The organism is Streptomyces sp. NPDC002004, assembly GCF_053593975.1.
In genome coordinates, this window is record NZ_JBSFDP010000004.1 from 110,705 (window position 1) to 135,090 (window position 24,386).

Consider the following 24,386-nt stretch of genomic DNA (forward strand, 5'->3'; position numbering starts at 1 on the left):
GGGCGTGCGCCAGGGCGCACATTTGAGACCGGCCGGCACGGGGAGGGCCCCAGGCACCTTCGGTGCGCCCCGGGGCCTGACGGAGATGCCGCGGCAGCGCTCCACGGCGTGCCGCCACCCGGGCCGTTCCCGCGGCCGGCCGGCTGTCTCAAGCGAGCTTGTGGGCCGCCTCCGTGGCGATCCGTTCGAAGACGGTCTGGTCCGCGGCGAAGTCCGAGTCGGGTATGGGCCAGTGGACGACGATCTCGGTGAAGCCCAGCTCGGCATGGCGACCGGCGAAATCGACGAACGCCTCGAGGGAGTCCAGGGGCTTCTTCGCGTCGGTGCCGGGGCGGAAGTCCGGGGTGAACCCGGTGAGCAGGATCTTGTCGAGCTCGTCCACATCCCGCCCGACCGTCTCGCAGGCCGCGCCGAGCTTCTCCACCTGGCCGCGAATGGCCTGGAAGGACTGCTCCGGCGTGCCCTTCGCGTACAGCTTCGGGTCACCCGTGGTCACCCACGCCTGTCCGTGCCGAGCCGCCAGCTTCATGCCGCGCGGGCCGGTGGCGGCCACGGCGAACGGCAGCCGCGGGCGCTGCACGCAGCCGGGGATGTTCCGGGCCTCGTTGGCCGAGTAGAAGGTCCCCTCGTACGTCACCGAGTCCTCGGAGAGCAGCCGGTCGAGCAGGGGCACGAACTCGCCGAAACGGTCGGCACGTTCCCGCGGGGTCCACGGCTCCTCGCCGCTCGGCCGCAGTGTCGTGGCGTCGAAGCCGTTGCCGCCGGCGCCGATGCCGAGCGTGATCCGGCCGCCCGACATGTCGTCGAGCGAGATCAGTTCCTTGGCGAGGGTCACCGGGTGCCGGAAGTTCGGCGAGGTGACCAGCGTGCCGAGCCGCATCCGCTCGGTGACGGCAGCGGCGGCGGTCAGGGTCGGGATCGCGCCGAACCAGGGGCCGTCGCGGAAACTGCGCCAGGCCAGGTGGTCGTAGGTGTACGCGGTGTGGAAACCCAGCTCCTCCGCCCGTACCCAGGCGGCGCGGCTGCCCTCGTTCCAGCGACGGTACGGAAGGATCACGGTGCTCAGGCGCAGACTCATGCATTCGAGGGTAAGCGGGCGCGCAGGCGACCCGACGTGGCCTGGGTCTCAGCGCTCCCGGGGATGGACCCGGGGTCCGAGGGCGACCGGCCCTTTTCCCCCTGTGCGCGGCCGGTGTCCGGCGGATGAGCGGCGTCCGGACGGTGTGCCGGAGCGGCCGGGCCGTGGTGACGCGTCCCACACCGCCCGGAACCGGAGTGCGGGCTAGTGTCGTCAAAGTCCGCGCCGGAAGAGCCCTTGTCCTGGGAGTGGGTCCCGCGCCGCCGACCGGGCGATCCCGGGGCCGTGCCGCTCAGTGGTCGCCTGGGAAGCGCAGATAGCGCGGCGGTACGGCGGCGGTGAGCCAGACGCCGTTCGCGCTGACCCGGAATTCGAGGCCGTCCCGGTGCATCGCGCCCGCGTGGACGGCGAGCACGACCGGCCGCCCGCGCCGCGCACCGACCCGTGTCGCCGTTTCCCGGTCGGGTGAGAGATGCACGTCGTGCCGGGCCATCGGCCTCAGGCCTTCCGTGCGGATGGCGTCCAGATTGCGGGCCACGGTGCCGTGGTACAGGTACTCGGGCGGAATGGCGGGGGCCAGCCCGAGATCGATCTCGACGGTGTGTCCCTGGCTGGCGCGGATACGGTCTCCCTCGACCGCGAAGCGCTGCTTGTCGTTGACGGCGACCACATGGTCCAGTTCCGCCCGGGTGAAGCGGAATCCGTGTGCGGCCGCCGCCTCGATCAGGGTGTCGATCCGCACCCAGCCGCCCTCGTCGAGCGTGATCCCGATCCGCTCCGGCTGGTGCCGGAGGTGTTTCGACAGGTATTTCGACACCTTCACGGTGCGTCTTTCGTCCATCGCGCCAGCGTGCCGCCGCGGCCTCCGGCACGCATCTCAATTTGGGGTGCAGCCGACAGGGATTCACCGGAAATATGGACGCCTCGATGTTTGATCCACAGCCAACTAGGCTTATCCACAGCCGAATTGGCGATTCTGTGGACAATGGGCGGCGGATTAAAGGCTTTTGTGCAAGTTACCTCCCTTTGCTGGTTGATGAGACGATCGCGTCCAATGCTCTTGCATGGACCTCGCGTTCGGCGGCCGATGCGATGAACGCGGCGGCCTGCTCGGAGCCAACCAGTTCCTGTACGGCGCGGATTGTCGCCGCGGGAAGCGCCACGTACACGGGCTGATCGGCTGCCGGCGACGCAGTGCTCGCCTCCAGGTGGTGGCGTAGACGATGGGTAGCGAACAACCGCATCGCCCGGGCAAGTTCGGCGTCCACCGTCTGCCGGGCGAGCGGTCGCAGCCTGCGGACCAGAGTCGCCGCCTCGGCCGCGTCCGCGTCGGTCGGCGGGTGCTGGCCTCCCAGGTAGCGGGCGAAGACATGCTCGGTCGTGAACTCCAGGAAACGTGAGGCGATGTGCTCCACCTGGACCCTCAACTCCCGCAGATGGGTGGAGATCGCCGACAGGGGAACGCCTGCCGCGTGCAACTCGGCCGCCACCGAGAGCTCTTGGGGGCTGGGCACCAGGAACTCGTCGTCGCGGCCCGGGACCCGCTCCAGAACACCGAGTTCGAGCGCCTCGGTCACCGCAGCCTCGTCGGACGTGCCGCCGAAGTGCTCGTCCAGCTCGGCACGGGTGATCCGGACGGCCTCCTCGTCGGTCCACGGACCGTCCACCTCGGCGACGAGACCCAGGACTCCGGCGAGGCCGCGGCCGCCTTCCCAGGCCTCCAGCAACTCCTTGATCGAGGCCAGGGTGTAGCCCCGGTCCAGAAGGGCGGCGATCCGGCGGAGCCGTTGCAGATGGGCGTCGCCGTACACATTGGCCCGGCCGCGGCGTTCCGGGCGGGGGAGCAGACCGCGGTCCGCGTAGGCGCGGATGGTCCGGACCGTGGCGCCGCTGTGCCGGGCCAGGTCCTCTATGCGGTACGCGGCTTTCGCCGGGTCGTCGTTCACGGTCCCGTCTCCTCCCTTCCCGCACCCGCACCCCCGCCGGTCTCGCGCCCCGACCCCCGCGCCCTTCGCCGCACCTCCCCACCGGCGGGCACGGCTGCGGCGGTGAGGAGGAGATGCGGCGGATCGCCCGGGAGTCCAAGGGGCGCCGGGTGAAGAGGCCGGCAGGTCAGCCCGGGCGCGTCCGGCCCGGGCTGAGCACCGGCACGCGCCCGGTACGCCTCACACCGGCGGCTTCAGGCGTGCGAGCGCGCGCAGGGCCCCGGGTGTGAAACGGGACAAGAGCCGGGCGCCGCGGGCCTCGGGTGTCACGGGCACGACGGCCTCATTGCGCACGACGGCGCGCAGGATCGCCTCGGCGACCTTCTCCGGCGGGTAGTTGCGCTTGCCGTACAGCCGCGTCGACTTGTTCTGACGGCGCTTCTCCTCCTCCGCGGAGACCCCGGCGAAACGGGCCGTCGCGGTGATGTTCGTGTTGACCAGGCCGGGGCAGATCGCGGAGACACCGATGCCCTTGCCCGCCAGTTCGGCACGCAGGCACTCGCTGAGCATCAGCACCGCCGCCTTGGAGGTGCTGTAGGCGGGCAGGGACCTGGAGGGCAGATACGCGGCGGCGGAGGCGGTGTTGACGATGTGGCCGCCCTGTCCGCGCTCGGCCATCTGCCGGCCGAAGAGCCGGCAGCCGTGGATCACGCCCCACAGATTCACGTCGAGGACCTTCCGCCAGTCCTCCGGGGTGGTGTCGAAGAACGAGCCGGACAGACCGATGCCCGCGTTGTTGACCAGTACGTCCACGACGCCGTACTCCCCCGCGACCTTCTCGGCGAGCTTCTCCATCGCCTCCGCGTCGCTCACGTCGACCGTCTCGCCCCAGGCCTGGGGGGACCCGATCAGCCGCGCCATCTCAGCGGTGCGCGTCGCGCCCTCCCCGTCCCGGTCCACGGCGATCACCCGGGCACCCGCCTCGGCGAACGCGAAGGCGGTGGCCCGTCCGATGCCGCTCGCCGCGCCCGTGACCAGCACCAGCTGCCCGCCGAACCGGTCCGCGTACCGTCCCGTCGCCACCGTGTCGTGCACCGGCACCCCGTCCTCGTTCGCCGTCACGAACTCCGTGATCCACGCGGCCAGCTGATCCGGGCGGGTGCGGGGCACCCAGTGCTTGGCCGGGAGCGTACGGCGCACCAGCTGGGGGGCCCACAGCTCCAGCTCGTCGTAGAGCCGCTCGGACAGGAACGCGTCGCCGAGCGGCGTGATGAGCTGCACGGGGGCGTGCGCGTAGGCGTCCTCGCGCGGCCGGCGCAGCCTCGCGCGGACGTTGTCCCGGTAGAGCCATGCGCCGTGGGCGGCGTCCGAGGGCAGCGACGCGGTGGGGTAGCCACCGGCGGGCGTCCGCTCCATCCGCTGGAGGATCTTCGGCCACTGCTTGCCGAGCGGTCCGCGCCACATCAGCTCCGGCAGCACCGGGGTGTGCAGCATGTACACGTACCAGGACTTGGCGCCCTGGCCGAGCAGTTGACCGACCCTGCGCGGGGTCGGCCGTGCCATCCGCTTCTTGATCCAGTGCCCGAAGTGGTCCAGGGACGGCCCCGACATGGACGTGAAGGACGCGATGCGGCCTTCGGTGCGCCCGACCGTGACGAACTCCCACGACTGCACCGAGCCCCAGTCGTGCCCCACCAGGTGCACGGGCCGGTCCGGGCTGACCGCGTCTGCGACCGCCAGGAAGTCGTCCGTCAGCTTCTCCAGGGTGAACCCGCCGCGCAGCGGCTGCGGCGCCGTCGACCTGCCGTGTCCCCGCACGTCGTACAGCACCACGTGGAAGCGCTCGGCGAGCCGGGCGGCGACCTCCGACCACACTTCCTTGGAGTCCGGATAACCGTGCACCAGCAGCACCGTCGGCTGCGCCGGATCGCCCAGCTCCGCGACACACAGCTCGACCCCGCCCGTGCGGACCCAGCGCTCCCGCGCGCCCTTCAGCAGCTCCCCGCTCATGCCGCTCCCGCTCCCTTCTCCCTCTTCGCCGCCGTGCGCTCGGGGCGCTCGGCGGCGGCCTTCTCGGTGGTCCGCGGCCCGGCGGCCGCGCGGGCGCCGCTCATGCGGCCTCCTCCGCCCAGCGCCGCACGTGCGGCAGGTCGTCGTCCAGCCAGAACGCGCTCTGCTCCGGGTCCCTGGAGTCGGTGACGACCAGGATCTCCTCGAACTTCGCGCCCGTGCCCCGGAATCCGAGGTGTGGCTCGACCGCCCACAGTCCGGGCCGGGGCGGGTGGTCGGAGAACCGGTATGGCGACCACAGCGGGGACCAGCCCTCGCGGTGCCCGTGCAGCGCGTCGCTCGCCAGCCCCTTCAGCGCCTGGGTGCCGAAGCCGAACAGGCGCGGCGAGAATCGGCGCTCCGCGACCCGGTCGACCTTGTGGGCGATCACGCCGAACGGGTAGGCGCGGTGCCGGTTCGCATGGCCCTGGCGGACCATGAGCCGGTCCACGTCCTCGTAGATCTCGCGCAGCGAGCGGCGTTCGCGGACCTCGCGCAGGATCAGCTCGCGGTGCGCCCGCAGGTCCGAGAGCAGCTTGTCGTGCACCGGGTTCAGCCCGAGGCAGCCGGAGTAGCCGATGTCCGCCGTGTACCCCCGGTGGACCGGCGCCATGTCGAGGATGAACGGCATCCCCGGCTCCAGCGCCCGGTTGGTGGGGAAGAACTGCAGCGGTATCCGGAAGTTCACGAACGCCGTGCGGTCACCGAACCAGGCGAAGGGCAGGTGGAACCAGTCCCGCACGCCCCGCTCGCACAGCCAGTCGCGCTGCATGCGGGCCGCCTCGCGCTCGGTCACCCCCGGCCTGAGCCGGGCCGCGACGGCCTCCGCGCACTCGTAGGCGAGGCGCTGCACTTCTGCGAACCCCCGCAGCTCCGCCGAGAGTTCACCTGCCACTGCTGCGGTCATGCCACCGTCCGTCCACGCTCGTTGCGGTACGCGCTCGTAACTTGACACCGATGAATGTGACAATTATTAGAGGCGGCGTCAATAGGCGTGCGCCCGCCCTGTGGAAAACCCGCCGGAACCCGGTGTGGATGTGCCGCCCACCCATGCCGATCCGGCCAGGGCGGCGTGAACCGATACCACGGTAGGGGCCCCTACGGGCCCGTACGACTGGAGTCTGACGTCAGTCCGGCACTGTGGTCTGACGCCCGGTGTGGGCTGCGCCACTACGGTCGAAGCGTGACTGTGATCGCTACCGAAAGCCTGAGCAAGCGGTTCCCCAGGGTGACCGCTCTCGACCGGCTCTCCGTGGACATCGGGCCCGGTGTGACCGGGCTCGTGGGGGCCAACGGAGCCGGCAAGTCCACTCTGATCAAGATCCTGCTGGGTCTGTCCCCGGCCACCGAGGGCCGTGCCGAGGTGCTCGGCCTCGACGTGGCCACCAAGGGTGCCGCCATCCGCGAGCGGGTCGGCTACATGCCGGAGCACGACTGCCTGCCGCCCGACGTGTCGGCCACCGAGTTCGTCGTCCACATGGCACGCATGTCGGGACTGCCGCCCACCGCGGCCCGCGAACGCACCGCGGACACGCTGCGCCACGTCGGCCTGTACGAGGAGCGCTACCGCCCCATCGGCGGCTACTCGACGGGTATGAAGCAGCGCGTGAAGCTCGCCCAGGCCCTTGTCCACGACCCGCAGCTGGTCTTCCTGGACGAGCCGACGAACGGCCTCGACCCGGTCGGACGCGACGAGATGCTCGGCCTGATCCGGCGCGTCCACACCGACTTCGGCATCTCGGTCCTGGTCACCTCGCACCTGCTCGGTGAGCTGGAGCGCACCTGCGACCACGTCGTCGTCGTCGACGGCGGCAAGCTGCTGCGGTCCAGTTCCACCACGGACTTCACCCAGACCACGACCACCCTCGCGATCGAGGTCACCGACACCGACGAGCACCCCGACGGCACCGGTGCGCTGCGCGAGGCCCTCCGGGCGCGCGGGATCACCACCGACTCGGGCGGCGGCCTGCCCGGCGCCGGGCACACGCTGCTGCTCACGGCGACCGGCGACGAGACGTACGACCTGGTGCGCGACCTCGTGGCGGACCTCGGCCTCGGCCTGGTCCGCATGGAACAGCGCCGGCACCACATCGCCGAGGTGTTCCGTCCCGAGCACGACCGGAAGGGCCAGGAGGTGGTCTCCCATGGCGCTTGAGCAGCCCGCCACCCGAGCCGGTGAACAGACGCAGATCCACAACATCGGCTACCGCTCCTACGACGGCGCCCGCCTGGGCCGCGCCTATGCGCGCCGCTCCCTCTACTCGCAGTCCCTGCGCGGCGCCTACGGACTCGGCCGGTCCGCCAAGTCCAAGGTGCTGCCGATGATCCTCTTCGCCGTCATGTGCGTACCGGCGGCGATCATGGTCGCGGTCGCCGTGGCGACCAAGCTGAAGGACCTGCCGGTCGACTACACCCGCTACGCGATCCTCCTCCAGGCGGTCATCGGGCTGTACGTCGCCGCGCAGGCCCCCCAGTCCGTGTCGCGCGACCTGCGCTTCAAGACGGTCCCGCTGTACTTCTCGCGCCCGATCGAACGCGTCGACTACGTCCTCGCCAAGTACGGCGCGATGGCGTCCGCGCTGTTCGTGCTCACCGGAGCGCCGCTGCTCGTCCTCTACATCGGCGCCCTGCTCGCCAAGATGGACTTCGCGGACCAGTCGAAGGGCTTCCTCCAGGGCATGGTGTCCGTGGCACTGCTGTCGCTGCTGTTCGCCGGCATCGGACTGGTGATCTCCGCCTTCACGCCCCGCCGGGGCTTCGGCATCGCCGCCGTCATCGCCGTGCTGACCATCTCGTACGGCGCCGTGTCGACCGTCCAGGCCATCGCTCACGCGCAGGGCAACGACGCGCCCATCGCCTGGCTCGGCCTCTTCTCGCCGATCACCCTGATCGACGGCGTGCAGACCGCGTTCCTGGGCGCGACGTCCTCCTTCCCCGGAACGGCAGGACCCTCGGCCGGCGCGGGCGTCGTCTATCTGCTCGTCGTCCTCGGTGTCATCGCAGGCAGCTACGGCATCCTGATGCGCCGCTACCGAAAGGTCGGGCTGTGACCACCATCGACATCGACCACACATCACGCTGGTTCGGCAATGTGGTGGCCGTCAACGACGTCACGATGACGATAGGCCCCGGTGTCACCGGCCTGCTCGGCCCCAACGGCGCCGGCAAGTCCACCCTGATCAACATGATGGGCGGCTTCCTCGCCCCGTCCACCGGCACCGTCACGCTCGACGGACAGCCGATCTGGCGCAACGAGAAGATCTACCGGCACATCGGCATCGTCCCCGAGCGCGAGGCGATGTACGACTTCCTCACCGGCCGCGAATTCGTCGTCGCCAACGCCGAGTTGCACGGCCTGAACGAGAAGGCGGCGCAACTGGCGCTCGCCACGGTCGAGATGGAGTACGCGCAGGACCGCAGGATCTCGACGTACAGCAAGGGCATGCGCCAGCGCGTCAAGATGGCGTCCGCGCTGGTCCACCAGCCGTCCGTGCTGCTCCTGGACGAGCCCTTCAACGGTATGGACCCGCGCCAGCGCATGCAGCTCATGGAGCTGCTGCGCCGCATGGGCGACGAGGGGCGCACGGTCCTGTTCTCGTCCCACATCCTCGAAGAGGTCGAGCAGCTCGCCTCCCACATCGAGGTCATCGTCGCGGGGCGGCACGCCGCGAGCGGCGACTTCCGGCGCATCCGCCGGCTGATGACCGACCGCCCGCATCTGTACACGGTCCGCTCCAGCGACGACCGGGCGCTGGCAGCCGCGCTGATCGCGGACCCGTCCACGGCCGGGATCGAGGTCGACGTCAAGGAGGACGTGCTGCGCGTCCAGGCCGTCGACTTCGGCCGGTTCACGGCGCTGCTGCCGAAGGTCGCGCGCGAGCACGGCATCCGCCTGTTCACGGTCTCGCCCTCCGACGAGTCCCTAGAGTCCGTCTTCTCTTACCTGGTCGCGGCGTAGGAGGCCGAAGATGTACGACCCCACAGTCGCCCGGCTCACCTACCGGGCCCTGCTCGGCCGGCGCAGGGCCCTCATTCTCTTCGCGCTGCCCGCGCTGCTGATCCTGCTCTCCGCGGCCGTGCGCGTCTTCACCGGCGCCGACGACCAGGTGGCGGCCGATGTGCTCGGCGGGTTCGGGCTCGCCACAATGGTGCCGATCATCGGCGTCATCGCGGGCACCGGAGCGATCGGCCCGGAGATAGACGACGGTTCCGTCGTCTATCTCCTCGCCAAGCCGGTCAAGCGGCCCACGATCATCATCACCAAGCTGATCGTCGCGGTCGCCGTCACGATGGCCTTCTCCGCGGTGCCCACCTTCGTCGCGGGCATGATCCTCAACGGCAACGGCCAGCAGGTCGCCATGGCCTACACGGTGGCGGCGCTCGTCGCCTCCATCGCGTACGCGGCACTCTTCCTGCTGCTCGGTACGGTCACCCGGCACGCCGTCGTGTTCGGACTCGTCTACGCCCTGGTGTGGGAAGCGCTGTTCGGGTCCCTCGTGCCGGGCGCGCGCACGCTCAGCGTTCAGCAGTGGTCCCTCGCGGTCGCCCACCGCGTCTCGGGCGACCTGGTCACCTCCGACGTGGGACTGCCGCTTGCGACGGCCCTGCTCGCCGGGGTCACCGTCGTCGCGACCTGGTACGCCGGGCAGCGGCTGCGGGCGCTGACGCTGGCGGGCGAGGAGTAGCACGACGGCGGATCACCGCCGCGCCGAGGGCGCCCGGGCACGCCGGATCACGGCGGCCCGGGCGCCCTCGGCATTGCGCGGCCCTACCGGCGCCGTGCCGGTGGCCCCGTACGCCCCTGCGGTGCACGGAAATTCAGTGGCGGGCGGCCGGGGCGAGCGGGCAGAGTGGTCCCGTCAGCACGCGCCGTCGGCGGCGCCCACCTTCCGGGAGAGGAGCGGGACGATGTTCATCAGCAGTACGTCACGCTCCCGGCAGGGCAGCCCGCGGAGCGAGGCTCCGGAGTAGTCACCGCACTCCGTCGAGTCCCTGTCCGCAGGAGCTGCCCGGGGCGGCCGCTTCGAGCGCGCTACTGCGCGGGCCGCCCACCCGGAGGATTGGCCGAGTGGTAAGGCACCGGCTTGCTAAGCCGTGGTCGGGGCGACCCCCCGCGCGCGTTCGATCCGCGCATCCTCCGCAACGACGCCCGGTCCGACGGGAATCCCGGTCCGGCGTGACGCCCCGTCCGGGGCGGTGCCGGACCGCCCCGTCCGTGCCTAGGCCCCGAGCAACCGCTCCAGCACCACGGCGATCCCGTCGTCCTCGTTCGAGGTCGTCACCTCGTCCGCGACCGCCTTGAGGTCGTCATGGGCGTTGGCCATGGCCACCGCGTGGCCGGACCAGGCGAACATCGGGATGTCGTTGGGCATGTCGCCGAAGGCGATGGTGTCGGCGGCCTTCGCGCCGAGGCGGCGGGCGGCGAGGGAGAGCCCCGTCGCCTTCGAGAGCCCCAGCGGCAGGAGTTCGACTATCCCGGCGCCCGCCATCGTCACGCCGACCAGGTCGCCCGCGGTGCGGCGGGCCGCCTCCGCGAGGTCGTCGTCTGAGAGGGCCGGATGCTGGATGTACACCTTGTTCAGCGGCGCCGCCCACATCTCGGTGATGTCGGTGAAGGGCACGACAGGCAGGGGACCCTCCTGGACCCGGTAGCCGGGGCCCGCCAGCACCTCGCCGTCGACGCCGTCGCGGCCGGCCGCGAGGGCCAGCGGACCCACCTCCGCCTCGATCTTGGCGAGTGCCAGCCCGGCGAGCTGCCGGTCGAGGGTCACCGAGGTGAGCAGCCGCTGCTCCCCCGCGTGGTAGACCTGCGCGCCCTGGCCGCACACCGCGAGGCCCCGGTAGCCGAGGTCGTCGAGGATGTGCCGGGTCCAGGGCACCGCGCGGCCCGTGACGACGATGTGCGCCGCGCCGGCCGCGGTGACGGCGGCGAGCGCGTCACGCGTACGGGCCGAGATCGTGTCGTCGGAGCGCAGGAGCGTCCCGTCGAGGTCGGTCGCGACGAGCTTGAAGGGGAAACCGGCCGGTCCCGCGGCGGAGCCGTCGGGACCGGGCACGGAGGACCGAGCGGAGGCGGCCGAGGGACCGGCCGCCTCGAAGGGGGCGGGGCTCACTTGGAAACGGGCTCCAGGATCTCTCGTCCCCCCAGATACGGACGCAGCACCTCGGGCACCCACACGGAGCCGTCGGCCTGCTGGTGGTTCTCCAGCAGCGCGACGATCGTGCGCGGGACGGCGCACAGCGTGCCGTTGAGCGTCGCGAGCGGCCGAACGGTCTTGCCGTCCCGCATGCGGATGGAGAGTCGGCGGGCCTGGAACTCGGTGCAGTTCGACGCGGACGTCAGCTCGCGGTACTTGCCCTGGGTCGGGATCCACGCCTCGCAGTCGAACTTCCGCGACGCGGAGGCGCCGAGGTCGCCGGTCGCCACGTCGATCACCTGGAACGGCAGCTTCAGCGAGGAGAGCCACTGCTTCTCCCACTCCAGCAGCCGCGCGTGCTCCGACTCGGCGTCCTCCGGCGTGACATAGGTGAACATCTCCACCTTGTCGAACTGGTGCACGCGGAAGATGCCGCGGGTGTCCTTGCCGTACGTACCGGCCTCGCGGCGGAAGCAGGGCGAGAAGCCGGCGTACCGCAGGGGCAGCTTGTCGGCGTCGATGATCTCGTCCATGTGGTACCCGGCGAGGGGGACCTCGGACGTACCGACCAGGTAGAAGTCGTCCTTCTCCAGGTGGTAGACGTTCTCGGCGGCCTGGCCGAGGAAGCCGGTGCCCTCCATGGCGCGCGGGCGGACCAGCGCCGGTGTCAGCATCGGGATGAAGCCGGCCTCGGTGGCCTGTGCGATCGCGGCGTTCACGAGCGCCAGCTCCAGCAGGGCGCCGACGCCGGTGAGGTAGTAGAAGCGCGAGCCCGACACCTTGGCGCCGCGCTCGACGTCGATGGCGCCCAGCGCCTCGCCGAGCTCCAGGTGGTCCTTCGGCTCGAAGCCCTCCGCGGCGAAGTCGCGCGGGGTGCCGATGGTCTCCAGGACGACGAAGTCCTCCTCGCCGCCGACCGGGACGTCGGGGTGCACGACGTTGCCCAGCTGGCGCAGGAGGCGCTTGGCCTCCTCGTCGGCCGCGTCGGCGGCGGCGTTCGCGGCCTTGACCGCGGCGGCCAGTTCGCCCGCCTTCTTCAGCAGCTCCTGCTTCTCGTCACCGGAAGCCTTGGGGATGAGCTTGCCGAGCGCCTTCTGCTCGGAGCGCAGCTCGTCGAACCGGACGCCGGACGACCTGCGCTCCTCGTCGGCGGAGAGCAGGGCGTCGACGAGCGCGACGTCCTCTCCACGGGCGCGCTGGGAGGCGCGAACACGGTCGGGGTCCTCACGGAGCAGGCGAAGGTCAATCACCCCTCAAGGCTACCGGTGCGCCCTGACGCCCCACGAACGCATATTGGCCGCCGGTGAGCTATGTCTCATATGCCGGGATGGAAATTCGGCGCCGAAGGGTGTGGGCGGCGCGGGGAAGGGCCGGGGCGGAAGTCGGAAGCCGGTCCTCCGTCAGCCGAAAACGGCCTCTTGTCCGCCCGTCAAGAAATCGGGCCTCCATCCCCGAAACGGGGCAGAGTGGTGCAGGTCGTTGACCTGAACTCCTTGCGGGCCAAGGGACTTGGCACCCCTCGCGGCCTTGGTTGTCCACAGGAATCCCCACCCCGGGAAAGTTATCCACAGGCTGTGCGGAAGATCTGTGGAAGGCGGAAGTGATCATTCCGAAGGCCATGATCGGGATGAGGGATTCCAGGATCAAACCACGTTCCGACCCACTTTCGAGTGGAAATGGTTCGCTCCAAAGAGTTGATCGCAGGAAATGGGTGGACGAGGGGTGAGCTGCGGATCTGTGGAGGGAGTTGAGGCCTCTAGGGCGATTTGTCGACCATGTAGTGCTTCGTTGTCGACTTGTCCCCAGGTCGAGAAGAAGGCCTGTGGATAACTCCTGTGGACAGCGAAAATACGACAGTCGGGGGTCCGTCGGCGCCCACGTCGGGGTCGTCCGTCACCGACGCCCCTGACCGCCCCAGACAGCCATGGACGGCCGGGTCGGACGGTCCGGCACGTCCGCTCAGAAGCGCCCGTCCTGGCACCGGGCCAGCCAGTCCGACGCCTCGGAGAAGTCGCTGTCCGTGGTGCCCGGCCGCAGCGCGCGTACGTCTTCGGGGCGGATGTCGGCACGCGGGTACGACCCCAGGAAGCGCACCCGGAGACAGCGCCGCTTCAGCCCCATCAGTGCCTCGGCCACCCGGCGGTCCGCGATATGTCCCTCGGCGTCGATGGCGAAGCAGTAATTGCCGATGCCCTCACCGGTCGGCCGGGACTGCAGCAGCATCAGGTTGACGCCGCGTCCCGCGAATTCCTGGAGCAGCTCGAGAAGGGCGCCCGGGTGGTCGTCGCGCTGCCAGATGACCACCGAGGTCTTGTCCGCACCGGTCTGCGCCGCGGGCCGGGCCGGCCTGCCCACCAGGACGAATCGCGTCTGCGCGTTCTCGGCGTCATGGATCCCGGTGACCAGCGGCTCAAGGCCGTAGCGCGCCGCCGCGAACTCTCCCGCGAAGGCGGCGTCGTAGCGGCCCTCCTGGACCAGCCGTGCACCGTCCGCGTTCGACGCCGCGGACTCCCAGTGCACATCGGGCAGATGGGTCTTGAGCCAGTTGCGGACCTGCGGCTGGGCGGCCGGGTGCGCGGTGACCGTCTTGATGTCGGACAGCTTGGTGCCGGGCCTGACGAGCAGCGCGAAGGTGATCGAGAGGAGCACCTCGCGGTAGATCATCAGCGGTTCGCCGGCGACGAGCTCATCGATCGTCGTGGTGATCCCGCCCTCGACGGAGTTCTCGATCGGCACGAACGCGGCCTCGGCCTCGCCGGCGCGCACGGCGTCGAGCGCGGCGGGCACGGACACCATGGGAACGAGTTCCCTGGTGGCGGACTCCGGAAGGGTGCGCAGAGCGACCTCGGTGAAGGTGCCCTCGGGACCGAGATACGTATAGCTGGCTGGCATGGACTCACAGTAGTGCGCCGTCATCCCTCCAGCAGGGCCTGTCCCACGTACTGACCCGCGGCGGCCCCGCCCGGAACCGCGAACAGACCGCTCGCCTCGTGCCGGATGAACCGGGACAGGGCGTCGCCCCGGTCGAGCTTGCGCTGCACCGGTACGAAGCCGCGCAGCGGGTCGGCCTGCCAGCAGACGAAGAGCAGGCCCGCGTCCGGCACCCCGTCCGCGTCGAATCCGTCGTGGAAGGAGAACGGGCGGCGCAGCATCGCGGCACCGCCGTTCTGGTCCGGTCGTGCGATACGGGCGTGCGCGTTGATCGGGACGACCAGCTGACCGTCCTTGTCGGTCCGGTCGAGCTTCGGCTCGGTCGTCTCGGTACCGCCGGTCAGCGGCGACCCGTCGGACTTGTGCCGCCCGATGACGTTCTCCTGGTCCCCTCCCGACAGCTTCTCCCAGTCGTCGAGGAGCATCCGGATGCGCCGGACGACGGCGTACGAGCCCCCCGCCATCCACGCAGGGTCGCCGCCCTGCGGCACGAAGATGCGCTTGTCGAAATCGGCGTCCGACGGCTTCGGGTTGTTGGTGCCGTCGATCTGCCCCATCAGATTGCGGGAGGTCATCGGGTGGGCGGTGGCGCCGGGAGAGCGGTTGAAGCCGTTCATCTGCCAGCGCACCCGTGCCGCGCCCGCCGCCTCCTTCTGCACGGCGCGCAGCGCGTGGAAGGCGACCAGTCCGTCATTGGCGCCGATCTGCACCCAGAGATCGCCGTTGCTGCGCGCCTTGTCGAGGTGGTCGTTGGAGAAGTCGGGCAGCGGATCGAGTGCGACGGGTCGCTGCTTCTCCAGGCCGGTGCGGGTGAAGAAGCTGTGGCCGAAGCCGAAGGTGACGCTCAGCGAGGAGGGCCCGGCGTCCCGGGCCACGCTCGTGTCATGGCCGCCGGCATCGACGGGCTCGCCCGCCATCAGCCGCTCGGCCGCCGCCGACCAGCGGCGCAGCAGGGCCGCCGCCTCCTTGCGGCCGGCGCCGGGTACCAGGTCGAACGCGACGACATGGCCGTGCGCCTGCAACGGCGTGGTGATCCCGGGCTGATGTTTCCCGTGAAACATCACCATGTCCGCGCCGAGCGAGGTCAGCCGGGCCGCGTCGTCCCCGGCGCCGGGGGCCGCGACGGCATACCCCGCCGCGCCGCCCGCTGCGCCCAGGGCGAGGCCGGTCGCTCCGGCCGTGCCGAGGAGCCGCCGCCTCGAAATGGACCCCGAAGGGGACTGGTCCGCCATGCTGCTTCAGCCGATCTTCGCGTTCTTGTTCACGGTCACTTGGTCGATGTCGGAGGTGCGTACGGTCACCGCGATCCGCCAGTCGCCCGCCATGGGGACCTGCACGCCGTTCGCGCTCCAGTGCCCGGTGGCGATGCGGTCGGGGGCGACGGGCAGGGGGCCGAGCTTCTTCGCCGCGAGGGTGAAGGAGACCTTCACCTCGGGGACGTCGAAGGCCCTGCCGTTGGGCCGCTCCACATAGACGTGCATTTCGTTGGCGCCGGTGCGGCCGGGCGTGAGGTCGACCAGCACGGTGCCCTTGCCGTCCTGGCCGCCCGTGTCGAACGGCATCTTCAGATGGAGGGGGCCGGCGGCCTGGGTGGCGACGTTGTTGGCCCGCGCCGCCTCCTCCGCCGTGCGTCCCGGTTCGGTCGAGGTCAGCACGGTGGTGACCGCCAGCAGGACCACCGCGACCCCCGTCTCGGCGAGCACCGAGCGGCGCAGGCCCGAGCGCTCCCGGTCGGCGTCGCGGAGCCGACGGGCCCGCGCGGCGGAGACAGCGGCCTGCTGCCGCGCGAGCTGCGCGACCCGCGTGGTGTCGACCGGCCGGTCCTCCCCCGGACCGGAGGCATCCGTGGAGGCCGAACCGTCCGTCGGGACCGGGGCCTTCGCGGAGGCCGGGATGCCTGCGGCGGCCGAGGAGTCCTCCGCGACCGAGGCCTTCGCGGAGGCCACCGCGTCCGCCGGGACCGGCACCTTCGCGGCGGCCCGGGCCTCCGATGCAGCGACCTCGTCGCCGTCGTCCGAGGCCTCGGCGGCACTGAGCGGGCCGTCAGGAGTGTGCTCGTCGGCGACGGCTGTCCCGGCCGCCTCCGGCGACGGCCGCTCCGAGAGCCGCGCCGTCCAGCGCCGCGAGGTCCACGCGATCCCGACGAGCACGGCGACCAGACCGACCTTCACCAGCAGAAGCCGTCCGTACGTCGTGTCGGTGAGCGCCGACCAGGAGCCGAGCTGCCGCCACGACTGGTAGATCCCGGTCGCCGTCAGGGTCACGACCGCCCCGAAGGCGACGCGGGAGAAGCGGCGTACCGCCGAGGCCTCGATCGAGGGTGCGCGGTACAGCGAGACGAGCAGTGCAGCGAGGCCGCCCAGCCACGCCGCGACCGCGAGCAGATGCAACACGTCGACGGGCATCGCAAGGCCCGCCTGGAGCCCCACCGAGGCATGCTCGGCCAGGGCCCAGGTCGCGGCGAGCCCGGCGGACACGACGGTTCCGCCGATGGCCAGGCCGAAGGCGAGATCCTTCTTGGAGGCGAGCGTGCTCTCGGCGCTTTCGGCGCTCTCGGCACCCTCGGCGCCCACCGGGCCCTCGTCGCCGTCCCGTCGCGCGTACGCCCCGAAGAGCACGGCGATGAACAGGGCCGCCGCGGCGAGCAGCAGCAGCCGGGAGACGAGCGCGGCGCCCGTCTTGGTCTGGAGGACCTGGCCCAGGAGCGACAGGTCGACGATGTCGGCGACCTTTCCCGACCCGGTGTAGGAGCCGCGCATCAGCAGCATCGCCAGCGTTGCCGCGGTGAGGGCGACCCACCCGGAGACCACGAGCCGCTGCACCGGTCGTACGCCCGCACCGCGCGGCCAGCAGGCCAGGACGAAGGCTGCCCCGCCGACCAGCAGGATGAACCCGGCGTACGCGACGTAGCGTGCGAAGCCGTAGAAGCCGCCGACGACGCCGCCGCCCGCGGCCTGGTCGGGCAGCGTGACCCGGGTCTTGGACGGGGCGCCCACGGAGAAGGTGAACGCGCCGTTGACGGGGTGGCTGTCCGCCGACACCACCTGATAGGCCACGGTGAACGTGCCGTCGGACAGTCCCCGGCGCAGTCCGACGCCGTAGGTGGTGCCGCCCAGTTCGGTCACCTTGCGTGTGTCGACGCGCTTGCCCGCCGGGTCGAGGACCCGCACGGAACCGTCCGACATGGCGACCTTCTCCGAGAAGGTCAGCTGTACCTGCACCGGCGCCCGGTCGACCACCGCTCCCTGCCTCGGGTCGCTCGCGGTCAGCGCGGCGTGCGCGGAGGCGGGCGCGGCGCCCGCGATGAGCACGCCGGTGACGGCGAGGAACAGCATCAGCAGATGACGGAAGCGCAGAGCGATGGTCGTCACGAACGGTCAGCCCCTCACTGTGTCGTCGGGTTGTACGTGGCTGCCTTCACCGGGAGTTCAACCGTGACGGTGCCGGACTTCTTGAAATGCAGCTCGACGGCGACCTTGTCGCCCCGCTTCGGGGCGCGCGTGAGCTTGTCGAACATGAGGTGGTTGGCGCCGCGGGCGAAGTCGAGGCGTCCGCCCGCGGGAACGGCGAACGACGTCCGTTCCTCCATGGTGCCGCCCTCCGTGGAGTGCATCGTCACGTCCGCGGCGGCGTCGCTCGTGACGGAGGTGAGCCGGTCGGGGCCGCCCTTGTTGGTGACGGTGAGGAAGCCGGCGGCCATGGCGGACGTCGGCGGCGCGGGCATATAGGCCCCGCTGATCTTCAGATGCGGCTTCTTCGCGGCACCGGACGCCGCGCCGGAGCCGGAACCGCAGGCGGTGAGAGTGAGTGCGGAGACGAGTCCTATGACGCCCGCCGCGGCGAGTCGGCGCGTCACGGCGTCTCCCCCTTGATGATCTTCGGCAGGTCCTTCTTGTAGTCGTCGACGGTGGTGCTCTCGCCGTCGTAGAGCACATAGCCCCCGTCGTTCTTCGGCGAGAAGGCCATGACCTGCTTGCCGTGCATGGAGACGACCTTGCCGTGCTTGTCCTTGGTGGGCGGCTCGATGCTGATGCCGATCTGGCGGGCACCGGCCTGGATGGTGGCGAAGTCCCCGGTCAGTCCGATGAAGTCGGGGTCCTGGGCCCGCAGCCACTTGCCGAGCGCGGACGGGGTGTCCCGCTCGGGGTCGGTCGTCACGAAGACGACGCGCAGCTTGTCGGCCTCCGCCTTGGGAAGCTCCTTCTTGGCGACGGCGATGTTGCTCATCGTCAGCGGGCAGACGTCGGGGCAGTTGGTGTAACCGAAGTAGATGAGCGTCGGCCTGCCCTTGGTCTCGGCGCGCAGGTCGAACTTCTTGCCGTGGGTGTCGGTGAGGACGAGGTCCGGCTTGGTGAACGGCTTGTCGAGGACGGTCGCGGCCTTGTCGGATGCGCCCGACTCGGCGGACACCTCGGCGACCGGCTTGTCGCCGTCGCCGCTGCCGCAGGCCGAGAGGGACAGGGTGGCCGCGGCCAGCAGGGCGGCGGCGAACAGGGTCTTCTTGCGCATACTGCATTCTCCCGGGCACCGTCCCCGGGCCCCGGCCGCACCCGAGGGGCGGCCGGGAAACCCGGCGGACGTGCGCGAAACGGTGGTGAAGAGGAGGGGGGCCGGATCAGCCGTTGGTGCGACGGCGGCCGGCCAGCACGCCGAAGCCCAGGCCGAGCACGCCGACGACGATGCCGGCGATGCCGAGGGCGCGGGCGGTGGTGTCGCTGCCACCGTCGGAGGAGGCGGCCTTCTTGTCGGTGCCCTTCTCGTCCGCCGCGTCGCCGGCCGCCGCACCGTGGCCGTCCTCGGAGGCCGCGCTCAGCTCGAGCACCGGCGCCGGGTTCTCCGGCTCGGGCTGGCCCTTCTGCTGCGGCTCGATCCAGCGGACGACGTCCTTGTTGTCGTACGTCTGGACCGCCTTGAAGACGAGCTGGTCGGTGTCCTCGGGCAGCTGGCCCACGGACAGCGGGAACTTCTGGAAGAAGCCCGGGGCGATGCCCTTGCCCGCGTCGCCCTTGCCGTCGGCGGTCCAGGTGACCTTGGAGACCGCCTCGGAGACCGTCTCGCCCTCGACCTTCAGCGGCTTGGCGAGCTTGGTCTTGGTGAGCTCCACGGTCCAGCCGGGGATGGCCTGCGCCTGCACGAACGCAAGCGGGTGGTCCGCGGGGAAGTTGACCTCGACCTTGGTGGTCGTGGCCTTGTCCTGCTCGTTGGGCACCTTGAAGTCGATGGTGGCGAAGCCGCCCTTGGCGGCCTCGCCCTCCGGCTGCACGGTCACGTGCGCGAAGGCGGGGACGGACAGGGCAAGCACGGCGGAGGCGGCGACGGCACCGACGGTGGCGACACGGGAAACCTTGATGGCCTTCATGGCAGAGAACACTCCACTTTTCAGCAGGGTCAACGGTGGGAGGGCGACGCGTGAGCCAGGTGGGCACGCGTGCGCCTGCCGCGTGACGCCCGTGGAAGGAAGGGGGAGCGTCAGGCGGCGAGAGAGAGGTCGGCCACCGCTGGTGGCCCTCGTCTGATCACCGTGTGCTGAAGCGCGCTGGTACGCGGCTTCGGTGCCGCGTCCGACGGAGTGTGTGCTGTGCGCGGGCCCGCGTCGGGGGCGCCCGGCAGTCCGGCGCACAGGGCGCGCACCAGGCGGAGGGCGCCGCGGAGGGAGCGTACGAGCGCGCCCCCGGCGACCTCTTCGGCGTGGTGCGCGGACAGTTGGATCAGCCGGAGCAGCGCCAGGTCGCCGCGGCGCAGCAGCCATCCGGCGACGACGCCCGCGAGGACGTGCCCGAGCAGCATCGGCACCGAGGGCAGCAGCGGTACGGCGACGCCCATGCCGGTGCCCGTGCCCATCTCCCCTGCGTGCATGGGGCCCGTCATGTGGGCCATGCCGCCGGGCCCGCCGAGGCCCGCGTCGGCGAGGATGCGCTGGGCGTGCGCGGGGGTGAGCGGTGCGGCCGACGCCCCGCAGACAAGCCGTGCGGCCCGCTCCACGAGGGAGGCGTCCGCGCTCTGCACCATCGTGGTGCCGTGCTGACCGAGCCCGAAGAGGGTGTGCAGCGTGACCTGGCCGACGGCGAGCACCACGGCGATGCCGGGGAGCGAGCGTGTACGGCCGGCGAGCGGTGCCACGACGGCGAACACGGCCAGGAAGCCTGCGCCCACCGCCCACAACGGGACCGTGGAGCAGGAGGCGAGCCCATGGCCTGCCGCGGACAGCACGACACAGACCGCGGTGAACACCGCGGCCCTCAGCAGCCGGAGTCCGAGTCCGGCACGTGCGTCGTGCTCGTGGGGGGCAGGCATGGCCGGGCCATCATCCCACTGGGTCCCGGCGCGTCGTGCGGCAGGTCCACAAGGTTGGCTTGTGTCGGGAATATTCCTTTCGCGAAGGAGACGCGGATACCCTCCGCGGCGTACGTCCCCGTACGCCGCCGTCCATGTCCCTTACGCCACCCGGCCCCATACACCGACTTCGCCGCTCTGCGCGTCGGCCGTATGGGCGGCATCACGTCGAACCGGCGATTGGGCCGGGACGCTTGCGGCAATACGTATCGGTATGTCGAGCCGCAGCCCAGGAGGCTGGAGCATGAGCATCTGGTGGTCCCTCCACTTGCGGCGCGAAGCTGCGAGCGTTCCGCTCGCCCGTCGGCTTCTGCTGGGCACGATGGAGACCGCGGGGGTCGACCCCGACGTGTCGTTCGACCTGTCGGTCGCCCTCAGCGAGGCCTGCGCCAACGCCGTTGAGCACGGCGGGAGTCCGGCGCCCGATGACGCCTCCGACGCCTTCAGGGTCACGGCCTACCTCGACGGCGAGCTGTGCCGCATCGAGGTCTCCGACTCCGGTCCGGGCTTTGCCGCGGGCGGTTGGCTCCGCCCGAAGGTCAGGCCCCTCGCGCCGGACGACGCCGAGCACGGCCGGGGCCTCGGTCTGATCCAAGAGCTCGCCGATCATGTGCACTTCGGCAGCACACCCGGCCGGGACGGTGCGGTCGTCAGCTTCGACAAGATCCTCAAGTGGAAGGAAGACGCACCGCTGATGGCGGTGTAGCGCCCGTGGCGAACGCCCGGATGCGGTGGCATCGGGGATGCGGGACCGCGGCGGGGGCGGGGCGGGAGGTCGGGGCGGAGACCGGAACGGGGCCGAGGGCGTGGGCGGCAAGGGCGCGGGAGCGGAGTTCTCCGGCCCGGTGGGGCGGTTCGCGGTCCGAGCGGTTCAGGGTCCGTCTCCGGTGCGTGCCTTCCCCCGGCCCCGGGCGTAGTGGGCGAGGGCCGGTTCGAGCAGGGCGAACGCCTCCGTGGCCTCTGCCTCCAGGACGACGGCGATCTCCGGACCGGGGCGCCCCGCGAGCGTGAGGTCCTGGATACGGCGGAACAGGACCCGGTGCACCCCACCGAGCAGGGATGCGGCCGTCCGGGGGGCGACGTCCTCGGGGGAGGCGCCGGTGGCCTCGGCGAGTGCGGCGGCCAGGGCCTCCTCGCGCCGGTCGTGCAGGCCGCGCACGCAGGCCGAGAGCGTGGGGCTCTCCGCGATCATGCGCATGAACGCCGGACCGGCGAACCCGGCGACCCGGTCCTGCGTGGCGACGGCGGACAGAAAGTCCCGGCGCAGCGCGGAGAAGGCGGACTCGCCGGGTTCCCGGGCGGCGACGGTTCGGGCCAGGCCGGTGACGAACTCCTCCTGGTGGTCGAGGGCCAGGTCCTCCTTGCGCGGGAAGTAGTTGGTCACCGTCTTCTTGGCGACGCGGGCGGCGTCCGCGATCTCGGCGATGGTGGTGCGTTCGAAGCCCTGCCTGATGAACAGCTCGGTCGCCCGGTCGGAGATCAGCCGCCGTGTCTCGCGCTTCTTGGTCTCGCGCAGCCCCGTGGCCGCTGCGGAGGCGGGGTCCGCGGGCGCCGCTGCGTCCCCGCGGCCCGTCGTGGCCGCGGGGTCCGTCCTGGTGCTCGGCTCGATGCCCATGGCGGAAATCTTACCCCGGTCGTACTTTTATGTTGACGCCGGACTTGCCCTCTACGTAAATTTACCCTCGTCGTAATTTTCGAATGAAGGGGAGGCCCTTGCCCAGGACAGGCATGGACGGGGAAGCCGAATTCGACCGTCAGGTCCGTCACTTGATCGACTTGGGATACCCGGGGCTGTCCGGCCTCGACCCGGAGGGGTTCGGCGCCCTGGTGGCGCCGCTGCGCGCCCACGCCGCGGCGGTCGCGGACGGACCGTACGAACCGGATGCCGGCCGTGTGCCCTTCCTGCTGGTCGTCACCAGGGATCTGGCCCCGATCGAGGAGACGATGCCGCGCACCGTCCTGCACGGGGGACAGCTGCCCGGCTTCGTCGACCGCTCCTTCGAACCGGGCTCCCTCGAACGGTTCGTCGCTCCCAAGGGCACCGAACTGCCCGGCCACGAGGCCTATCTGCTGCTGGACGTCGAGCGCGGGGAGGAGTTCTGCGGCGTCGTACCCGGCGACGCCATGAACGTCATCGCCGACCGGGGACGCACCCTGCTCACCATCGAGGAGGGCATCGCGCTGATCACCCAGTTCCCGCAGGTGCTGGCCAAGAACAAGTGCTTCTCGCTGGGCGGTTCGCGGTGCGGCGACCGCCGGGTCCCGGCGCTCTGGATCAGCCGGAGAGCCCCCAAGCTCGGCTGGTGCTGGGAGGGCAACCCGCACACCTGGCTCGGCATGGCCTCGGCGGGCGGCCGCCGCGCCGCGGCATGAAACGAACGCGGGGCCGGACGCCCTCGGCGTCCGGCCCCCAGGTGTACTGCCCGCTCAGCCCTTGAGCTTCGCCATCCAGAGCTCGACCTCGTCGGAGCGGCGCGGCAGGCCCGCCGACAGGTTCCGGTTGCCGTCCTCGGTCACGAGGATGTCGTCCTCGATACGGACGCCGATGCCCCGGTACTCCTCGGGCACCGTCAGGTCGTCCGCCTGGAAGTACAGACCGGGCTCGACGGTCAGGCACATGCCGGGCTCCAGTACGCCGTCCACATAAGTCTCCGTACGGGCCACCGCACAGTCGTGGACGTCCATGCCGAGCATGTGGCCGGTGCCGTGCAGGGTCCAGCGGCGCTGGAGGCCCAGCTCCAGGACACGCTCGACCGGGCCCTCGACCAGGCCCCACTCGACGAGCTTTTCGGCGAGCACCCGCTGCGAGGCGTCGTGGAAGTCGCGGTACTTGGCGCCCGGCTTCACCGCCGCGATACCGGCCTCCTGGGCCTCGTACACGGCGTCGTAGATCTTCTTCTGGATCTCGGTGTACGTGCCGTCGACCGGCAGGGTGCGCGTGACGTCCGCGGTGTAGAGGGTGTGCGTCTCGACGCCGGCGTCCAGCAGGAGCAGGTCGCCGGAGCGGACCGGACCGTCGTTGCGGACCCAGTGCAGGGTGCACGCGTGCGCGCCGGATGCGCAGATGGAACCGTAGCCGATGTCGTTGCCCTCGACGCGGGCACGCAGGAAGAACGTTCCCTCGATGTACCGCTCGCTCGTCGCCTTCGCCTTGTCCAGGACCCGGACGACGTCCTCGAAGCCGCGCACGGTCGAGTCGACGGCCTTCTGCAGCTCGCCGATCTCGAACTCGTCCTTGACCAGGCGCAGCTCGGAGAGGAAGACCTTCAGCTCCTCGTCCCGCTCGGCGGTCACCTTGTCGGTGAGGGCGGCCTCGATCCCCGCGTCGTAGCCGCGCACGACACGCACCGGGCCGGTGGCCTCGCGCAGCCCGTCCGCGAGCTCGCGCACATCGGCGGCCGGGATGCCGTACAGCTGTGCGGCCTCGGTGAGGGAGTTGCGGCGGCCGACCCACAGCTCGCCCTGGCCGTCGAGCCAGAACTCACCGTTCTCGCGGTTGGAGCGGGGCAGCAGGTAGATCGTGGCCCGGTGCCCGTCGCCGGCGGGCTCCAGGACGAGGACGCCGTCCTCGGTCTGGTTGCCGGTCAGGTAGGCGTACTCGACGGACGACCGGAAGGCGTACTCCGTGTCGTTCGAGCGCGTCTTCAGATTGCCCGCGGGGATCACCAGGCGCTCGCCCGGGAAACGCGCGGAGAGCGCGGCGCGGCGCTCGGCGGTGCGCCCGGCCTGGGCGACCGGCTCGAGATCGTGCAGCTCGGTGTCGGCCCACCCGGACTGCATGTTCGCGGCGAGCTCGTCGGACACGCCCGGGTACAGGCCGTTCTTGCGCTGCTTGATCGGCTGCTCTTCCGCCTCGGTCTCCGGGGCCGCTGCGGTGACAGCATCTTCGGGCACAACCGGGAGCTCGTCGGCCACGGTCTTCCTCCTTGGTAG

The 24,386-nt window shown here is 71.1% G+C and carries 22 protein-coding genes and 1 tRNA gene; 7 read left to right on the plus strand and 16 right to left on the minus strand.

Going from position 1 to position 24,386, the window contains the following annotated elements; all coding sequences use genetic code 11:
* Positions 1-148: 148 nt before the first annotated feature.
* From ACWCP6_RS08845 to ACWCP6_RS08865, 5 genes are all read right to left on the minus strand, one after another.
* Complete coding sequence (locus tag ACWCP6_RS08845; RefSeq protein ID WP_450931680.1) at positions 149-1,078, minus strand: LLM class flavin-dependent oxidoreductase; 930 nt, start codon at positions 1,076-1,078, stop codon at positions 149-151.
* A gap of 292 nt (positions 1,079-1,370) precedes the next feature.
* Positions 1,371-1,919 (minus strand): RNA 2'-phosphotransferase, encoded by a 549-nt coding sequence (locus ACWCP6_RS08850; protein WP_450931681.1) that lies wholly within the window; start codon positions 1,917-1,919, stop codon positions 1,371-1,373.
* Between the two features lie 175 nt (positions 1,920-2,094).
* Positions 2,095-3,024: a MerR family transcriptional regulator gene (locus ACWCP6_RS08855; RefSeq protein WP_450931682.1), complete on the minus strand. Its 930-nt coding sequence runs from the start codon at positions 3,022-3,024 to the stop codon at positions 2,095-2,097.
* Between the two features lie 219 nt (positions 3,025-3,243).
* Complete coding sequence (locus ACWCP6_RS08860) at positions 3,244-5,013, minus strand: SDR family oxidoreductase (RefSeq protein WP_450931683.1); 1,770 nt, start codon at positions 5,011-5,013, stop codon at positions 3,244-3,246.
* Positions 5,014-5,113: 100 nt separating this feature from the next.
* Positions 5,114-5,959, minus strand: a complete 846-nt coding sequence (locus ACWCP6_RS08865; protein ID WP_450931684.1) for a M24 family metallopeptidase — start codon at positions 5,957-5,959, stop codon at positions 5,114-5,116.
* Between the two features lie 282 nt (positions 5,960-6,241).
* Between ACWCP6_RS08865 and ACWCP6_RS08870 the strand changes: the two genes are divergently transcribed.
* The 5 genes from ACWCP6_RS08870 to ACWCP6_RS08890 all read left to right on the plus strand — a co-directional run bounded on the left by ACWCP6_RS08870 (position 6,242) and on the right by ACWCP6_RS08890 (position 10,192).
* Positions 6,242-7,207: an ABC transporter ATP-binding protein gene (locus ACWCP6_RS08870; protein ID WP_450931935.1), complete on the plus strand. Its 966-nt coding sequence runs from the start codon at positions 6,242-6,244 to the stop codon at positions 7,205-7,207.
* Entirely contained in the window at positions 7,197-8,102 is a 906-nt protein-coding gene (locus tag ACWCP6_RS08875) for an ABC transporter permease (protein ID WP_450931685.1), read from the plus strand. The genes ACWCP6_RS08870 and ACWCP6_RS08875 overlap by 11 nt, the downstream gene beginning before the upstream one ends.
* Positions 8,099-9,010 (plus strand): ABC transporter ATP-binding protein, encoded by a 912-nt coding sequence (locus ACWCP6_RS08880; RefSeq protein ID WP_450931686.1) that lies wholly within the window; start codon positions 8,099-8,101, stop codon positions 9,008-9,010. Before ACWCP6_RS08875 ends, ACWCP6_RS08880 begins: the two co-directional genes overlap by 4 nt.
* Before the next feature lie 10 nt (positions 9,011-9,020).
* Complete coding sequence (locus ACWCP6_RS08885; protein ID WP_450931687.1) at positions 9,021-9,737, plus strand: ABC transporter permease; 717 nt, start codon at positions 9,021-9,023, stop codon at positions 9,735-9,737.
* 369 nt (positions 9,738-10,106) lie between these two features.
* Positions 10,107-10,192: transfer RNA gene (locus ACWCP6_RS08890), tRNA-Ser, on the plus strand.
* 79 nt (positions 10,193-10,271) lie between these two features.
* On the opposite strand, the gene ACWCP6_RS08895 is transcribed toward ACWCP6_RS08890, so the two are convergent.
* The 9 genes from ACWCP6_RS08895 to ACWCP6_RS08935 form a co-directional block, all read right to left on the minus strand.
* Positions 10,272-11,108 carry an HAD family hydrolase gene (locus ACWCP6_RS08895; RefSeq protein ID WP_450931936.1) on the minus strand — a complete coding sequence of 279 codons (837 nt, stop codon included), beginning with the start codon at positions 11,106-11,108 and terminating at the stop codon, positions 10,272-10,274.
* 53 nt (positions 11,109-11,161) lie between these two features.
* Positions 11,162-12,439 carry a serine--tRNA ligase gene (gene serS, locus ACWCP6_RS08900; RefSeq protein WP_450931688.1) on the minus strand — a complete coding sequence of 426 codons (1,278 nt, stop codon included), beginning with the start codon at positions 12,437-12,439 and terminating at the stop codon, positions 11,162-11,164.
* Between the two features lie 709 nt (positions 12,440-13,148).
* Complete coding sequence (gene pheA, locus ACWCP6_RS08905; RefSeq protein ID WP_450931689.1) at positions 13,149-14,081, minus strand: prephenate dehydratase; 933 nt, start codon at positions 14,079-14,081, stop codon at positions 13,149-13,151.
* Between the two features lie 20 nt (positions 14,082-14,101).
* Positions 14,102-15,352 carry an iron uptake transporter deferrochelatase/peroxidase subunit gene (gene efeB / locus ACWCP6_RS08910; protein ID WP_450931690.1) on the minus strand — a complete coding sequence of 417 codons (1,251 nt, stop codon included), beginning with the start codon at positions 15,350-15,352 and terminating at the stop codon, positions 14,102-14,104.
* 6 nt (positions 15,353-15,358) lie between these two features.
* A complete protein-coding gene (locus ACWCP6_RS08915) occupies positions 15,359-17,455 on the minus strand; it encodes a copper resistance CopC/CopD family protein (RefSeq protein WP_450931937.1) in 2,097 nt (698 codons plus the stop codon).
* Positions 17,456-17,505: 50 nt separating this feature from the next.
* Positions 17,506-17,976 (minus strand): copper chaperone PCu(A)C, encoded by a 471-nt coding sequence (locus ACWCP6_RS08920; RefSeq protein ID WP_450931691.1) that lies wholly within the window; start codon positions 17,974-17,976, stop codon positions 17,506-17,508.
* Positions 17,973-18,629, minus strand: a complete 657-nt coding sequence (locus tag ACWCP6_RS08925; RefSeq protein WP_450931692.1) for an SCO family protein — start codon at positions 18,627-18,629, stop codon at positions 17,973-17,975. Before ACWCP6_RS08925 ends, ACWCP6_RS08920 begins: the two co-directional genes overlap by 4 nt.
* A gap of 106 nt (positions 18,630-18,735) precedes the next feature.
* Positions 18,736-19,470, minus strand: a complete 735-nt coding sequence (locus ACWCP6_RS08930) for a YcnI family copper-binding membrane protein (RefSeq protein ID WP_450931938.1) — start codon at positions 19,468-19,470, stop codon at positions 18,736-18,738.
* Between the two features lie 119 nt (positions 19,471-19,589).
* Positions 19,590-20,414 carry a hypothetical protein gene (locus ACWCP6_RS08935; RefSeq protein ID WP_450931693.1) on the minus strand — a complete coding sequence of 275 codons (825 nt, stop codon included), beginning with the start codon at positions 20,412-20,414 and terminating at the stop codon, positions 19,590-19,592.
* Between the two features lie 283 nt (positions 20,415-20,697).
* Between ACWCP6_RS08935 and ACWCP6_RS08940 the strand changes: the two genes are divergently transcribed.
* Positions 20,698-21,159: an ATP-binding protein gene (locus ACWCP6_RS08940; RefSeq protein WP_450931694.1), complete on the plus strand. Its 462-nt coding sequence runs from the start codon at positions 20,698-20,700 to the stop codon at positions 21,157-21,159.
* Between the two features lie 165 nt (positions 21,160-21,324).
* Here ACWCP6_RS08940 and ACWCP6_RS08945 read toward each other — a convergent pair whose 3' ends face one another.
* Positions 21,325-22,068 carry a TetR/AcrR family transcriptional regulator gene (locus ACWCP6_RS08945; protein ID WP_450931695.1) on the minus strand — a complete coding sequence of 248 codons (744 nt, stop codon included), beginning with the start codon at positions 22,066-22,068 and terminating at the stop codon, positions 21,325-21,327.
* 98 nt (positions 22,069-22,166) lie between these two features.
* Here ACWCP6_RS08945 and ACWCP6_RS08950 point away from each other — a divergent pair, with 98 nt between their 5' ends.
* On the plus strand, positions 22,167-22,826 hold the full coding sequence (locus ACWCP6_RS08950; protein ID WP_450931696.1) for a DUF5701 family protein: 660 nt from the start codon (positions 22,167-22,169) through the stop codon (positions 22,824-22,826).
* A gap of 54 nt (positions 22,827-22,880) precedes the next feature.
* On the opposite strand, the gene ACWCP6_RS08955 is transcribed toward ACWCP6_RS08950, so the two are convergent.
* Positions 22,881-24,368, minus strand: a complete 1,488-nt coding sequence (locus ACWCP6_RS08955) for an aminopeptidase P family protein (RefSeq protein ID WP_450931697.1) — start codon at positions 24,366-24,368, stop codon at positions 22,881-22,883.
* Between the last annotated feature and the right edge of the window lie 18 nt (positions 24,369-24,386).

Coding starts and splice junctions, on each gene's coding strand:
- ACWCP6_RS08845 (WP_450931680.1), bottom strand. CDS start 1,078: ATGAGTCTGCGCCTGAGCACCGTGATCCTTCCGTACCGTCGCTGGAAC.
- ACWCP6_RS08850 (WP_450931681.1), bottom strand. CDS start 1,919: ATGGACGAAAGACGCACCGTGAAGGTGTCGAAATACCTGTCGAAACAC.
- ACWCP6_RS08860 (WP_450931683.1), bottom strand. CDS start 5,013: ATGAGCGGGGAGCTGCTGAAGGGCGCGCGGGAGCGCTGGGTCCGCACG.
- ACWCP6_RS08865 (WP_450931684.1), bottom strand. CDS start 5,959: ATGACCGCAGCAGTGGCAGGTGAACTCTCGGCGGAGCTGCGGGGGTTC.
- ACWCP6_RS08875 (WP_450931685.1), top strand. CDS start 7,197: ATGGCGCTTGAGCAGCCCGCCACCCGAGCCGGTGAACAGACGCAGATC.
- ACWCP6_RS08885 (WP_450931687.1), top strand. CDS start 9,021: ATGTACGACCCCACAGTCGCCCGGCTCACCTACCGGGCCCTGCTCGGC.
- pheA (WP_450931689.1), bottom strand. CDS start 14,081: ATGCCAGCCAGCTATACGTATCTCGGTCCCGAGGGCACCTTCACCGAG.
- efeB (WP_450931690.1), bottom strand. CDS start 15,352: ATGGCGGACCAGTCCCCTTCGGGGTCCATTTCGAGGCGGCGGCTCCTC.
- ACWCP6_RS08915 (WP_450931937.1), bottom strand. CDS start 17,455: ATGCTGTTCCTCGCCGTCACCGGCGTGCTCATCGCGGGCGCCGCGCCC.
- ACWCP6_RS08925 (WP_450931692.1), bottom strand. CDS start 18,629: ATGCGCAAGAAGACCCTGTTCGCCGCCGCCCTGCTGGCCGCGGCCACC.
- ACWCP6_RS08935 (WP_450931693.1), bottom strand. CDS start 20,414: ATGCCTGCCCCCCACGAGCACGACGCACGTGCCGGACTCGGACTCCGG.
- ACWCP6_RS08940 (WP_450931694.1), top strand. CDS start 20,698: ATGAGCATCTGGTGGTCCCTCCACTTGCGGCGCGAAGCTGCGAGCGTT.
- ACWCP6_RS08945 (WP_450931695.1), bottom strand. CDS start 22,068: ATGGGCATCGAGCCGAGCACCAGGACGGACCCCGCGGCCACGACGGGC.